General features: G+C 65.3%; 7 protein-coding genes. 4 read left to right on the top strand and 3 right to left on the bottom strand.

The genetic code is table 11. The features are described from left to right. Positions 1–3: 3 nt before the first annotated feature. The 3 genes from BVH73_RS01855 to BVH73_RS01845 are packed head-to-tail and all read right to left on the bottom strand — an operon-like array spanning position 4 to position 8,386. A complete protein-coding gene (locus BVH73_RS01855; protein ID WP_079415604.1) occupies positions 4–2,856 on the bottom strand; it encodes a helicase-related protein in 2,853 nt (950 codons plus the stop codon). A 6-nt stretch (positions 2,857–2,862) separates the two neighbouring features. Beyond that, positions 2,863–8,187, bottom strand: coding sequence for a DEAD/DEAH box helicase (locus BVH73_RS01850; protein WP_079415602.1), 5,325 nt, complete (start codon positions 8,185–8,187; stop codon positions 2,863–2,865). Between the two features lie 22 nt (positions 8,188–8,209). Then, entirely contained in the window at positions 8,210–8,386 is a 177-nt protein-coding gene (locus tag BVH73_RS01845) for a type II toxin -antitoxin system TacA 1-like antitoxin (protein WP_079420234.1), read from the bottom strand. Between the two features lie 227 nt (positions 8,387–8,613). Between BVH73_RS01845 and trbB the strand changes: the two genes are divergently transcribed. From trbB to BVH73_RS01825, 4 genes are all read left to right on the top strand, one after another. Then, positions 8,614–9,567 (top strand): P-type conjugative transfer ATPase TrbB, encoded by a 954-nt coding sequence (trbB, locus tag BVH73_RS01840; protein ID WP_154048395.1) that lies wholly within the window; start codon positions 8,614–8,616, stop codon positions 9,565–9,567. Between the two features lie 564 nt (positions 9,568–10,131). Beyond that, on the top strand, positions 10,132–12,612 hold the full coding sequence (locus BVH73_RS15905) for an LPD7 domain-containing protein (RefSeq protein WP_245800385.1): 2,481 nt from the start codon (positions 10,132–10,134) through the stop codon (positions 12,610–12,612). Between the two features lie 81 nt (positions 12,613–12,693). Continuing rightward, a complete protein-coding gene (locus BVH73_RS15660; protein WP_154048394.1) occupies positions 12,694–12,840 on the top strand; it encodes a hypothetical protein in 147 nt (48 codons plus the stop codon). Further along, positions 12,833–14,896 carry an ArdC family protein gene (locus BVH73_RS01825; RefSeq protein ID WP_079415600.1) on the top strand — a complete coding sequence of 688 codons (2,064 nt, stop codon included), beginning with the start codon at positions 12,833–12,835 and terminating at the stop codon, positions 14,894–14,896. The genes BVH73_RS15660 and BVH73_RS01825 overlap by 8 nt, the downstream gene beginning before the upstream one ends. Positions 14,897–14,921: the final 25 nt, after the last annotated feature.

Here is a 14,921-nt window from a genome sequence, read left to right as displayed (position 1 = left end):
GTCTCAGGCTCCCATTCCGTTGGTCGCGGCAGCAGCGTCTGGCAGCAGCACGTAAAGACCCATCACGTCCACTGGCAGGCTGGCGGTGACCTGATAGCTGCCGCGGCCTTCGGCGGCCTCGCGCACGCGCCGGTGGTCGGCCAGCAGCGCCTGTGCTCGGCCCTTGGCCATTGCTTCGAGCTGCGGCTGCCAGTCGGGCAGGGCGTCGAGCGCAGTCTGCAATTGGCGGTCGCGCAGCGGCGCGGGCATGTTGCGCGTGGCTTCAGCGCCAAGCAGTTGGCGCGTCATATCGGGTGGGAGTTCGGCGAATGGGTTGGCGCCGCTGGCGGCAACGGCGACGGCTTCCTCGCACATCAGCAGGCGCGTCTGGCTGCCGAAGGTGACCGTGAGTTGATGGCGGATGCGCAACAGCAGCACGGTGGTCTTGAGCGACACGCCTTGCACGAAGGCGGCGCCGGCGCGGGCTACGGGGGCGTCATCAATGACGGCCGTGGATTCGTCCAGGGCTTGTTCCAGCAACATGTCGGCCAGCACGGACACCAGCGGATGCGTGCGGTGCATGACGATGGCGCCCTGGGCGGCGGGCTGGTGAAAGTCGATGCGCAGGGTGTCGGACACCCCCTCGGCGGCAAGGCGCTCGCGCACGGTCTCGGGCAGATGTGCGGTCAGCAGCTTGAAGTGCTGCTTCATGGGCTGCAGCGGTGCACCGAGTTGGGCCGCGGCTCGACTGACGAAGCGCTCGACCTCGGTCTCTCCTCCCAGCACTGCGGCAGACTTGCGCCATTCGGGCAGGACGTCTTCTGGCTTCAGCCGACGTTGCGCAAAGATGCTGCGGTTCTGCTTGGCCTTTTCCTTGGCGCTTTGCCAGGCGAGTTCGATTTCCTTGGCGGGTTCACCGAACAGGTCCAGCTGCGACTGAGCGTTGAGCGTACCTTTGCGTAGCAGCACCGCGTTCATCAGTGCCTGGGTGAGCTTGCCCTCGTTGTCGGGCATGGGAACGAGGACGCCAAGTTCCTTGCGGATGCTCTCGGCCTTGCGCAGGATGACCTGCAGCACTGCGCCGTCGACCGGGTTGTCTTCGCCATAGAGCATGGTGCTGCGCACCTCACGGGCCTTCTGGCCGAAGCGGTCGACGCGGCCCTCACGTTGTTCGTGACGGGTCGGATTCCAGCTCAGGTCGTAGTGAACAACGGCGGTGAACAGGCTTTGCAGGTTGACTCCCTCCGACAGGCAGTCAGTGGCGACCAGTATGCGGGCTTCGCTGTCGGCCAGTTGCTCGACGGCGTCTTCGCGCTCGGCGGGCGTCAATTCCCCTGTCACCGCCTTTACAGCGGCGGCCTTGAATTTCTCTCCTAGCGCGGTCGCCAAGTAGTGCGCCGTCGCGATGTAGCGGCAGAAAACGACGGGCTGGAAGCCCTCCTTCAGCAGCAGAGCGAGGTGCTCCTGCAGCTTGGCGAGCTTGGGGTCATTCTGTTGGCCGGCCAGGGCTGCAGCGCTTGCCATCAGTGCTTGTAGCCGCTGGCTGTCCTCGGTCTGGGCGCCGGGCTCGATGTCGTCGGTGGAAAGGGCATCGTCAGTGCCGTCCAGCACGCGGTCGCTGACCTGGGCTTCGAACTCCTCCAGGGACGCGGCGTCCGTGCCGTTAGCCTCGCTCAGTGCGCCTTGCAGGCGTGTTCGCAACGCGTTGACCGCTGCCGCCGGAGACGATGAAATACAGCGAAGAAGCGCCAGTGCCGCCCACCAGTTCATGCGCTGTTCGCGCATGCCTTGGCCTTCGGAGCGCTCAACCAGTTCGCGCGCATAGGCAAGCACGTCGTTGAACAGTTGGCCCCAGGCGCCGGTGAGCTTGTAGGTGATTTCGGCGATGCGCCGTTCGGGGAACATCGAGGTGTCCTGCCACTCAGCGATGTCGGGCCGGCGGCGTTGGACAAAATGCCGGGACAGGTCCTCGCGCAGATCACCGCGCTGACCTGCCGGGAGGTCCTTCAACTGCGTGAAGTCGGGGTTGAGCAAGCCGAGCAGATTGAAGAAGGCTTCCTCGTCGCCGCTGTGCGGCGTGGCAGTCAGCAGGACCAGGTGGCGCGTTGCATCGGCTGCCAGGCCCTTGAGCAACTGGTAGCGTTGCTGGCGGCCCTGGCCGGCCTGTGTGCAGGTGTGCGCCTCGTCGACGATGACGAACTCGGGGCAGAAACGCTGAAAGGCCTCGCGGCGGCGCTCGGACTTGATGTAGTCCAGACTCACCACGGTGTAGGGGTTGGCATGAAAGACCGAGGTGCCCGGCAGCAAGTCGCGCTCCAGGCGGTCCGCGGTGTTGGAGCGCACCACCACGGCAGGGATGTGGAAGCGCTCGGCCAGCTCGCGTTGCCACTGCTCGCACAGGTGCGGAGGGCATAGCACCGCCAGGCGCTGGATTTCGCCGCGGTCGAGCAGCTCACGGGCGATGAGCGCGCCTTCGATGGTCTTGCCGATCCCGACATCGTCGGCAATCAGCAGGCGCACGGTGGGCAGCTTCAGCGCCATCAGCAGCGGCACGAGCTGGTAGGCGCGCGGCTCCACGGCAATATTGCCGAAGCTGCGGAAGGGGCCGGCGCCGCTGCGCAGCTTGAGCTGCAGCGCGTCCAGAAGCAGTTGGCTGGCGGAGTGGTTGCGGGCTTGCGCAACGCTCGGCCAGGGAAAGGTGGCTGGCTGTACGGGCTGGCGCTCCAGGGGGAGATAGATGAGTGTCTCGTCGTGTTCGCCTCCGCCCAGGGGGCGAAGCCTAAGCGTCTGCGTGTCGGATTCCGGCAGGACGATCCATTCGCGGCCGCGAGCCGCAACCAGGCTACCTGGAAGAAATTCCAGCGTCGGAGCATTCATGTGGTGTCAGGCCTTGCCCGGGCCGAAAAGGTCGGCGTTGTTCTTGAAGATGTCAGGCCAGCGAGCCTGCTCCTTGGGGAAACGCGCCACCAGGTAACCCAGTTCGTCGAGCGTGCGGTCGATGGCTGCATCCGTGGCACGCTGGGTTGCAGTCTCGTGATGGGGGCCGTCGACAAACACGGCGAGATTCAGATCGTCGTAGAAGAAGTCGGCACAGGCGTTGGCGCTGGCAAGCGTGTGCTGCCCACGGTCAGGCTTGCGGTATCCGTGCTCGTTCACATGTTCCAGCCAAGCCCGCTCCAACGAGCTGCCCGCCGTTCGGGCCAGCTCGGCGTCGTGCTCCTGCGGCGCTCGTCCCTGGGTGCCCTGATGCGCCCGGGCCACGGTCAGGCGGCAGAGGACGTCCAGCAGCAACCCGCCGGCGGCCTTGTCCTTGCGGTCGATGAGCCTGTGGTCAGGCTGGTTGTAATAGGAGAGCAGGCAGCGGTAACAGCCGGCCTCGCAGAGTGGCTTGCCGTCGTGGTCGAGTTCTTCGGTCAATGCCTTGCGAGACCAACCTTGTCCGACAGGCGGAGGCTGGAAGTGCATAACCTCCAACGCCTTGGCGGCGACAGCTGAAAGAGCCTCGGGTTCGGTGGCCAGGCGAGTCAGCACGCCCGCGCCCCCCTCTGCAGCCTCGAACAGCAGGATGGACTGGCGGTTGTCGCGCGTGGGAAGTGGCTCGGCCATCAGCTCGCTTTCTTCGAGCTGGTAGACCGCCTCGATGCCTCGCTTGAGTGCGTACTGCAGCGTGGTCAGGGTCTCCGCCTCGAGAACGCCCAACCGATGGTGTGGACGCACGATGAGAATGTTTCGACGGTCCTCGACGTAGGGGACGATGCGCTGCGGCGGTGTCTTGTCAGGCGGGGCTTCGCCTTCGGTCTCTGTTTCGCCGTTGCCGTCGTCTACGCCGCCAACCCAGTGGCCGGTGACCGGGTTCATCATGAAACCCTGAATGGCCTTTTCCTTGCGGCGGCGCCAGCCGAAGTTCATGCGCCAGACCGTCGCGGCTGGGCCGTACTGCATCTCCAGGAGTGGTCCCTGGTCGTCCTCAACGACCGTGGTGACCATCTGTAGCTTGCCTTCGGCCTCGGCGAATTGCAGCGTGGTCTGCATCTCGTAGCCCTGGCGGACTCGTTCTTCCTCATTCGCGGTGATGCGCTCGGCCCGCTTGGTCGAGACGTTTTCGATGCGGTAGAGGTTCTTGACCTCGGGCGCGTCAGACAGGGAGGCGCCGCAGGAGACGCAACGGTCGGCATCGCGCTGCGAGCGAAAATGGCCATAACCACAGGACGGGCACAGACGAGCGACTTCCGTGGGCAGCCGGGCGCCATCGCTGACTTGGTCCTGCCCGGTGATGGTGAGTAGTGCCTTGGTAACGCGGTACTGGCTGCCTTCGTGGTAGATCAGGCTATAGGGGCCGAACTCGCCCAGCGCGAGGAAACGGGGGCGGGACAGGAAACTCTCGCGGCCAATGGAGCCGCGGCGCGCGGGTAGGTAAGCCAGCAGTGGCAACCGCGGGAAGTTGTAGCCGGGCAGGAAGCCCTGGCTGGCGAGGTAGCGGTAGGTGTAGAAGTCGCTGTTGAAGGCGCTGTCGCCGGCCAGCAGCAGGTCGCGTTGCTTGCGGGCCTCGTTGTGCCGCTGCTGGGCCTCGCGGCGCTCGCGTTCGCTGGCAGCGGGGTTGTTCTCGATTTTGAAGTTCAGCTCGATGGCCTGTGCCGTGGCACGGTACAGGTCGCGCCAACGCTGTAGTGCACCGTCGAACTCGTTGTAGGCCCGCTGGAAGACGGTTTCGGCCCAGTGCTCGCTGTACCAGGGCGCGTTCTTAGCGGTCAACTCGCTGGACAACATGCCCAGCACCTTGAGTCCGCGCTGATGGGCCCGCTTCTTGGCCTCGGCCTTGTCGAGGTCGATGGCCATCTCCTCGGTGATCGGCAACTTTTCCGGCTCGCTCATGTCCAGCAGGTCGCGCACGCTATTACCCAGGCGCTTGCCGGTTTCAGCCAGCCAGATGGCGTGCATGTGGCTCTTGACCAGCTCCAGGTTGGCCAGGTCCAGCGTAGGCGCGTTGACCTGCCCATGCACCATCCGGACAGGGTCGCGGAAGTAGTACTGGTCGTGCGGAGACTGGCTTGCACAGTAAGTAATGACCAGGGCCGGCTGGCCTGCTCGCCCGGCTCGGCCGCTGCGCTGCGCGTAGTTGGCCGGCGTGGGCGGCACGTTGCGCATGTAGACCGTGTTCAACGACGAGATGTCAACGCCAAGCTCCATGGTCGGGGAGCAGAACAGCACGGGTAGCCATTCGAGCTCGGTGCCGTTCTTTTTGCGCCACTCGTCGCGATCTTTGTCGGTGTATCGGAACCGAGCCTCGCGCTCGAGGCGGTCGTCTTGCTCGACCTGAGCGGTGTGCTCACGTGCCTCGAAATCGAAGAGTTGGTGCACAGGGCTGGTTAGCAGCCCAGCGATGTTGCGGTACAGACCTCGGAAAAACTTGTTGTCCTCGGCCTGGCGTTGACTCTGGCCCGGGCCGACTTCCCAGAGCAAGGCGGTACCGTTGAGCTGCCAGCCGGTAAGGCCGACATCCGTTTCCTCGCGCTTGACCATCCCGTAGGACTCCGCTGCCTTCAGCAGCGCCCCGACGACCTCAGGGTAGGTCTGGTCGTTGATGTGTTTGTAATACGGGTTGCCGCCACCCCATGTGCTTCCTTGGCGCAATTGCTTGCCCAGGCGCGAGCGACTGGAGCCGATGACCAGAAAATCTTCGATCTGAATGCGGCGTCCACGGCGGTCGGTCTCTTCGCTGGGGCGAGAGGTGACGAACCAACGGGCTGGCAAGGGGCGCTCGTCTTCTGTGAAGCCCCAGGGCTCGCGCAGGTTGGCGTAGCTCTGCGTGCGCAACTGTTCGAGTTCGGTGCGGTCGAGGTAACGCGTGGCAATGCACAGGCCCTGGCGCATGAAGTCGAACAGAGCGCGCAGCACCACCGCGCGCTCGGCAGGGGTGGCCGCCTGCAAGACCTGCGGCGCCTCTTCCCACTCGGCCGCGTCGGCAGCGAGGTCGGCAATGTCCTGATAGCCGATTCGGATCAGGCCCAGCTGCTCAAGATTTGGGTTATTGAAACGCCAGCCGCGCCGCAGGTCGAAGTACGTGCGGTAGCCCAGAATGCCGCGCATGGCCTCCTGGACCTGCCGACGGGTGTTGCCCTTGACTTCGGGCTGCTGCATGTACTCGGCGCGCACAGCCGGGTCGTCACGGTGGAATCCCAGGGCCTCGAATACCGCGTTGGCGACCTCGCGTTCCGACAGGGCCTGGCCTCCGCCCTTTTGCACAGCGAACAGCAGCGCTGCACGTGTCAGAAGCACCTGCAGGAAGTCGTTGAAGTGACCCGCTTGCAGCGCGGCATCTTGTCTGTTGTCGGAGAAGCCCAGCACCTTCTTGGCTTCGGCAGACAGTTGTTGGTCCTGCTCGTAGAGGTAGCGCAGCGCCGACAGCGTGAGCATCGTCGTGGCGGAGCTGCGGCCCTCACCGGAGAGCGAGGTGAGGCGCAGGGCATCCTTGCCCGAGGAGGCGTGCGAGACTCCGCATGCCAAGCAGAAGCGGAAAGCGCCGGGGATGAACCAGGCCTGCAGGCCGCTGTCTGCCGTCGTAACCCCGTCAGGGCGAACCCTGACGGTCTGTGGCACGAACTTGCGCTGGCCGGACTTGATGCGCCACTCGCCATCGGCACGCTCTTCCAGCCAGGTCTCGGGGTAGCGTTCCAGGGCCTCCGGTTCCCAGAGGCCGCGACCGTCGGGCATCAGGAAGCCGAACTTCACCTGGTCGTCGTCGTGCTGGCGCTCGTCGATGCTGCGGACGTCGAAGGCACGCCCCTCAGGGCCGTCGGTGTCCCAGACAGGGATGTACTCCTGGCCGCAGTCGCGGCAGAAGTGGACGTGGTAGTACCTGCGCTGGCGCTCGTCGTCGCCCGAGACAAACTGCTGGCCGTCCAGCGTAATGGCCCGATGGCCCGGCGGCTCAAGAGACGTGTAGACCTTGCCCCCGCCGGCAATGAACTGGTGCAGCTTGAACGCGAACAGGCTCTTGCCGGCGCCATCGGTGACAGCGTAGGCGCGCAGCATGAAGTGCTGCAGGTAGGCCAGACAGCTCTCGACAGATTCGCCGGACGCCTCGTGCAGTAGTTGCGACGCATCCGCCAAGGTGCGAGGCCGTGCGCGGCGCGGCTTGTCGTCCTCGTAAGTCAGTCCCAGAGTGAGCTCGACCCACACCGACATCGGATGCGCGGCCATGGCCTCGAAATTGAGGTCCGGCGGGACGCCAGCGCGGATCGCTGGGCCAAGCTCGCTCTGCACGGTGGCGAGGGTTTGGTTCTCGGGCGTGGTGCGACGGAGCGTCTCGGTGATGACGTTGCGGTCAGCGATGGGAGTGCCGAAAAGGCGCCGGGCCACATTCGCGACGACGGCATTGCGTTCCATCTGCGTGCCTTCGGATGCCATCGTGGCCGAGGTGCCAATGCAGATGAGTTCGTCGGACAAGGCCTCACGCACGCGCCGCACCAGAAGTGCGACATCCGCACCTTGGCGCCCGCGGTAGGTGTGCAACTCGTCGAGGACCAGGAAGCGCAGGTCCTTGGCATTGCGCATCACCGCCTTGTCGATGTCGTTCTGCCGGGTCATCAACAGTTCGAGCATCATGAAGTTGGTCAGAAGGATGTCCGGCGGCGTCGCAGCCATGGCCTGACGCTCGTCGTCCGACTCCTGCCCGGTGTAGCGGCCGAAGCTCACAGCCGGCGCGGCGCCCAGGAATTTCTTCAGCTCCTCGAGTTGGGAGTTCGCCAGCGCATTCATCGGGTAGATGACGATGGCGCGTGTGCGGGGCGTGGGGTCCGCCTTTTTCGCCTTTAGACAGGCGTCGACGATGGGGATGAAATAACTGAGGGACTTTCCGGAGCCCGTCCCGGTGGTTAGGACGTAGCTCTCGCCAGCCAGCGCAAGGCTGATGGCCTCGGCCTGGTGCTTGTGCAGCGGCAGCGTTGTGCCGACTGAGCTGACCGATTTGCCGAGCCGGAAGATGTCCGAGCACTCGGGGCTTAGCTGACCTGCCTGGACAAGCTCGTCAACAGTGCCACCTGAGCGGTAATTCGGGTTGATTTGGATGAGCGGCTCAGGCCAATAGCGCTGGCTGTCGTACTCCTGGTCGACGAAGGCTCGAATGTCGTCGGACCGAATGCGCGTGAAGCTGCGCGTGAACTGCTCGTACTCGCCGACGATGTGTTCTCGGAATTCGAAGACGTCCACTGTTTCTCCCCTGTTTGGTCACTCAGCGGCTCTGTGACTTCTTTGTCTGGGCCTTGATGCCTTGTTCATCACAGTGCTCGCGGACCAGCACTTCTATGAAGTTGGCCAGCGTTCGGTGTTCTCGCTCCGCCGCCAAGCGAATCAGCTCCTTCAACTCGGGTGAGACCCGGAGATTAAGGGTTTCCGTCTTGCGTTCCATGGAAGCGTCCACGCGGTTGAGTATTGGAAATGTAACGCACATGCGCGCCCGTGAATCTCGGCGACCTCCGCAATTTGTGGCCGGCCATCTTCACCACAGATGAGGGCCCACCCCGCCGAGTCGAAGCATGGCTCGCACTACCGGCGGCGGACTGGGAAAAACATGAATTGGCGGATCGACATCACAGCGACCAAGACGCCCTGCATCGCCTATGCCGAGCATGTGATGTGACCAACGCGGGCGATCAAACCCGAGCTCGCCAATCCGAAGCACTGCGGCGGGCCATCGGCGCAGAAATCCTGACCTTGCTGGGAGACCCGCAGGTCGTCGAGATCATGCTCAATCCGGACGGCACACTCTGGGTTGAGCGACTTGGAACGGGCATGGCGTGCGCGGGCCGCGTCGACGCCGTACGGGCGCTCACCATCGTCAACACGGTTGCGGCCATGCTCGACACCGTGGTGACCCCTGAGCGGCCGATTCTCGAGTGCGAACTGCCGCTGGACGGAAGCCGGTTCGAGGCGCTGGTCCCGCCGCTCGTTGAGCGCGCCAGCTTCGCGCTGCGCAAGAGGGCGACCCTGGTCTTTACCCTCGAGGACTATGTGTCCAAGGCGATCATGACTGCCACCCAGCGCACAGCGATCGAAGCAGCCGTCTCTGCGCGGCACAATATCCTCGTGTGCGGTGGCACCGGTACGGGCAAGACGACGCTTGCCAACGCCATTCTCGATGCAGTCGCGAAGCTGGACGCCGGTCACCGTGTGGTCGTGATCGAGGATACCCGTGAATTGCAGGTCAACGCCGAGAACGTCGTGTTCCTGCGCACCAGCGACAACACTGACATGACGCGCCTGCTGCGCGCCACGATGCGCCTGCGGCCCGACCGCATCGTGGTGGGCGAGGTGCGCGACGGCAGCGCACTCGCGCTGCTCAAGGCCTGGAACACCGGGCACCCGGGCGGTGTCGGCACGGTTCACGCGAACGACGCCAGTGCGGCCCTCATCCGCGTCGGCCAGCTCATCCAGGAAGCCGGCGTTCCGCCCAGTCCGGAACTCATAGCCGAGGCGGTGAATCTCGTGGTGTCGATCACGCGCACACCGGCGGGGCGCCGGGTCGAGGAGGTCGTCGCGGTACGGGGGTGGTCGGCTGGCGCAGGCTTCCACATCGAGCGCGCGGCCTGACTTCGGGCCCGCCTCGCAGAGTCGAGGAGTCGGCCCGCTATCAGGGGGCCTCGACCTGGAGGAAACCATGCGCAAGCAACTGGGGATCGCGCCAATCTTTGACGGCGGTCACGGGCATCAGGGCAGCGCGGCCTGACGGACATGAATCCGGCAAGCTTTCTCAATTTCGCTCTGACCCAGGGTGTTCTGATCGATCCGGCACGCTTGCAGGGCGACGGGCGCATCCATCGCGCAGACGTGGGTGAGCAGCCGTCAGGAAGAGGTGACGCAGCCTATCTGTTGCGCGAGGATGGCACCGGCTGGGTGACGAACTTCAAGACCGAGGGCAGGCCGGTCTACTTCCGGCCTGAACTGGCGCGGGAGCTGACCCTGGAGGAGCAGGCCAGGGTCGAAGCTGATCGCCAGGCCTGGCGTGCGGCGCAGGCGGTGCGCCAGCGCGAGGCTGTGCAGGACTCGTTGGCGCGTTGGGAGCAGGCACGCGAGCCGCAGTCTTTCCCCTATTTGCGCCAACCCGTACTTGAAGCCGCAGGACTGCGACAGGGCAGGGCGCAGCTGCTCGTTCCCATGCTGGCCATCGACGAATCCGGTGAGCCATCCTGGGTGGGCATGCAGCGCATTGCCTGGGCCGAGGCCGGAGCCTCGCCCGACAAGCGCTTCGTCAGCGGCACGCCAACCCGTGGCGCGTTCGCAGCCATCCCCATCAATGGCGCCGATGTCGAGGCGCCCCTGCGGGCCTATGAGGCGGCAAGGATCGCATCAAAGGTGGCGATCTGCGAAGGCATTGGCACTGCCCTGGCGATCCACCAGGCTACAGGGCTTCCGGTCCTGGCCGCCTTGTCCGCGCAGAATCTGCCCGACGTCGCGCGCAGCGTTCATGAGCAGTTGAATGGCCAGGTCTTGATCTGCGCCGACAACGACGGCGAGCGCGCCGCCTACAAGGGACAAAGCTGCGCCCTGCGAGCCGCTCGCATTCTTGGCGCCGGTCGCACGTTGATTGTCCTGCCGGAAAAGCCTGGCGGTATCAGCCCGCCAGGCTACGACGCGCGCGATCAGTATCGCGATGGCGGCGCGCAAGCCGTCCGCAACGCCATGCAACACGCCATGCACGCGCCCGAGTTCGAGAAGCGCATTCCCGAGCAGTACCGGCCGAGCCGGGCCAGCCCGCGGACAGAGACGTCCTTCGGGCAGGAACAGTCGGCCGATTCCGCGCTCCACCGGGGCGTGCCCAGATCTCAACAGGAGGCAGTCATGGAACAAACCCAGGCTCACGGTGATGCCGAAGCGGATCACGCAGCAGGCGCGCAAGCGCAAGCCCGCGTGCACGAGCTGACCCTGCGGGAATTCCGCGAGCGCGCGGAAGTGATCGGCCTGCAGAACCACGGGCGCCGATGGGAGGTCCGCCTCGGTGCCGAACACGCGTTCTCGGACGCAGCGGAGCCTCAAGCCGCAGTGGACGACGTCCACCGGGCCTCGGTCAACAACGCCCTGTTCCTGAACTCGCCTGAACATCGGATCGATGGCGTCCAGAGCACGCTGCCGCCGCCTGCGGTGCTGGTGGATTATCCAGATCTGCTCGAGAAGTATCAGGATGCCGTCGCGCTGGCGTCAATAGGTACCGCCGAGTCAAATGGGCATGCCAATGCGCCTGGCGACTCCTTCGCCGAGTTGAATCAGGCGGCCGAAGCTGCCGAGCGCGATCACCCGCCCGCGCTCCTGGCGCAGGCATCAGCGCAGAGGGTGACGCGGGAGTCGAAGCCGGAAGCGGCTCGCTCCAGCGAGGACGGGCTGCTGAACGCGTGGCGCGAATCGGCAACGCCGGCACGAGAACTGCGGGCCAAGGCGCTGCATGATCTGGCACGCACCCAGCAGGCCGAGCGCGAGAAGATCGTCGGCGGATTCGACCAGGTGCGGGCAGACAAGGCGAAAGAGCTGGGCGAGATCGACCCCGAGCGCCGCGAGCAGCTCGTCGCGTTCGAGATCGCCAGGCAGCTCGAGCAACTGCATCGGCGCCAGAACGCCGAACGCAAGGCGCTGCAAGGCGAATTGCCGCCCGTGCCGACGTTGCGCAATTTTCTCGAGCAGCGGGCCGGGGCCGATGTTGTCGCTGCGCGCATGCTCGAGGATGAGAAACTTCGCGTCGGCGTTCCAGACGTGATTCAAGGGCGCCGGGTCGCCCGGCTGGAGCCGGCGATTTTCGAAGGACTGACCCACGAGCTCGTGGATGAACCCGAGAAGGCCATTCACTACGCCCGTGACGGCGAGCGCGTGATGACCGATCGCGGGGGACGGGTCGATGTCTGCACAATGGAGGACCGCGAGATCGAGGCGGCGCTGCGCCTGGCCGAGCAGAAGTACGACATGGAGAAGGGCCTGCAGCTCACCGGCAGCCGCGAGTTCCAAGAGCGCGCGGCCGAATTCGCCGGGCGACTCGGGCTGAAGGTGCAAAACACCGATGTTCTGCAGACTTGGCAACTCGGTCGACTGCAGGCACTGCAAAGCGTCGAGTTCGGCGAGGATGCGCGTCTCGCGGCTTCAGCGCATCTTGTGGGCGGTATCGAACCCTCCAGGGATGCGCAGTCGCCGGGCGGCGAAGGCCGGCACTACCCCGTGGACCAGAAGCGCATGGCCAGCGAGGCCATCCTGGCCAGGATGGACCTCCAGGCGCAGAGCGCATTGGACCGTGCCGATGGTCTCGGCATTCTGACGCCGGGCGAACGCACGGCACTCATGTTCGGTGAGAAGTCGCTGATCGACGAAAGCGACCGGCTGACGCCACTGGGCGTGCAGGTGCGTCAGCACATGCGGGAAAAGATCGAGGGCGAGCGCGAGCAACTGCAGCAGCAACTGCGCACCCGCAACATCGACGAGGAGATGGAAGGACGGCAGCAGCAAGATGTCGCTCAGGAGGACGCCGTGGAGATTGCTCGCGAGAAGACGATCGAGCGCGTGCAGGTTCCGCTCGAGGATCGTCCGGTCGAGCCGCCGCGGCAAGCTCCGGCACGGCCGCGCTCCAGGGGGCGCGAGCAGGGCGTGGGGTTGGGGTGAGTTGAGCGGCCCGACCCGCGGGCCCGCCTTGCGGAGTCCAGGCATCGGCCCCCCGCGGCGGGCCTCAACCTGGAGCGCACCATGCAATTCCATCCCGACGTTCTACAACGCCCCGAAAGCGAGCCGAACGAGCAGTTCGCCGAGGTCGATGCCGCCGACCGGCAGATCGCCGAGAGCCAGTTCGGTGCAGATTTCGACGAAGGCGCGACGGAGGCCAACCATGGCTGACGAGCGCACCACGGCGCAACCCGCCGCAGCGCCGGAATCCAAGGCGCAGCGCGACCTGCGCCAGGAAATCACCGATCACCTGATTCAGTCCCTGGACGCGGGGAAAATCCCCTGGGACCAGCCCTGGCAGTCGCTCGATCACGGGCTTCCCCGCAACATGGCCACGGGTCGCGAATACCGCGGCGGCAATCGCCTGATGCTCATGCTGGAACAACTCGACCGAGGCTTCGCTGACCCGCGCTTCGGCACCATGCAGCAGATCAATGCGCTTGGCGGCCGCGTCAAGAAGGGTGAGCGCGGCATCCCCGCGGAACTCTGGAAGGAGCAGCCATTCTGGGAGCGCCGCGATGTCAGCGTCAAGCTCAACGGCATGCGGGTGAAGGTGTTCGGCGAGCGCGATGGCGTCGTGCAGATCGGCCTGATGACCGACAAGGTGTCCACCCGCAGCGTCAAGACCACGGATCTGCAGGTCGGGCAGTACAAGAACGGCCAGAACCAGGCCCTGGACTGGAAGCAGGCGCACAGACTCGATTCCGTGGTCGGGCGCACCTTCACGGTATTCAATGTCGAGCAGTGCACAGGTCTGGAGGTTGAGCCGCTGCCCAGGCACGAGCCACGTTTCGACGTCGTGCAGCGGGGGGAGAAGATCAAGGCCGCCATGGAGCGCGACGGCCTTCGGTTCGCCGAGCATCCCAAGTTCGCTTTCTACTCGCACAAGAACGACGAAGTGTGCTTGCCGCCGCGTGGGCAATTCGGCGATGAACGCGGCTACTACGGCACGCTGCTGCACGAAATCGGCCATGCCACCGGCGCCGAGAAACGGCTGAACCGCGAGGGCATCACCGGGGCTCACCGCTTCGGCTCGGAGGGCTACGCACGCGAGGAACTGCGCGCCGAGATGTTCAGCATGTTCATGGCCGCGGAAACCGGAATTCCGCATGACTCGCAGCGGCACACCGCCTACATCCAGTCCTGGGCCGAGGCGCTGAAGAAGGACAAGAACGAGATCTTCCGCGCTGCGTCCGAGGCCAGCAAGGCGGTGGACTTTGTTCTCGGAAAAGAGCAGGCCCTGCAGTTGAGCCAGGAACGCACGCAAGCCGACAAGGTGCTCGCCGAAGAGGCCGACCGGTCGGACAGCGCGCCGTCCGGAGCCGAGGTTCGCCTGGTATCCGCCATCTTCGTGCGCCAGCCCGGCGACGGCCAGCAGCTGGCCGAGCGACTCTCGGAGGAGAAGCCACAGCAGGCAAAGGTCATGGAGTCGCGCGAGATCTCCACCACCGAGTACGACGCCTTTGCTGAAGACATGTACGCCGATCATGCCTGGCTCCAGGGCAAGGGGGGCATCGAGACCCTGCCCGACGGATCGCGCTGTCGTCACGTGGTCGAGGTCAATGCAGCGCAGCGGCAGACCCTGCTGGTCGACCCATCCGGGCATGGCTATGCCCGTATCGTCGGCATACCCGAGGCGGATGCCGCTGGCGTGGCAGCTCGTGGAAACCTCGTTGTTCCCGCTCTCGATGACCGCGCGGAAGTGGCCAACGTGCGAGAGCAGCGAGACGCCATGCGTCAGGCCGTGGTCGACCTCATGAAGGACCAGCATGGCTGGGCGGAGAAGAGGAGCGGCCTGCTGGAGAAGGTCTATCGCGTCGAGAAGGATCCGGCTCGCGGCGGTGTCGTGATGCAGGGCAAGAACCACTTCGAAACGCCCGTTTTTGCCCATCTGGATCGTCCTGGCGCCATTCGTCTGGAGCACGGCACTCAAAGCCACTTCCACGTCGAGCCAATCACCTTCACGAAACCCGAGGCGATCGTGTCCAGTCTCGAGGATTCGGTCAGGCAAAAGCTCGGCGTGGCCTTCGAGCATCTGGGCGTGTCCGCTGTCCAGGACGTGCTTCAGGCGCCGCCTGAGCGCGGGGCGCAGCAACCTCGCGAGCTGGCACAGCGCGACAGTGCGGATTCCGGGCAGGACAAGGCGCCTGCAGGCAAAGAGGGCACCAAGCCGCCGGCCAGGTCGCGCGCTCGCCAGACAGGGCGCAGGGCCGCCATGGAGCGCTGACGCCTTTTGACGCCGACCCTTCGGC

Source organism: Thiomonas intermedia (assembly GCF_002028405.1).
Classification (GTDB): Bacteria; Pseudomonadota; Gammaproteobacteria; order Burkholderiales; family Burkholderiaceae_C; genus Thiomonas; species Thiomonas intermedia.
Note: the sequence above shows the minus strand (reverse complement) of the source record. Positions and strands in the feature narration are given on the sequence as shown.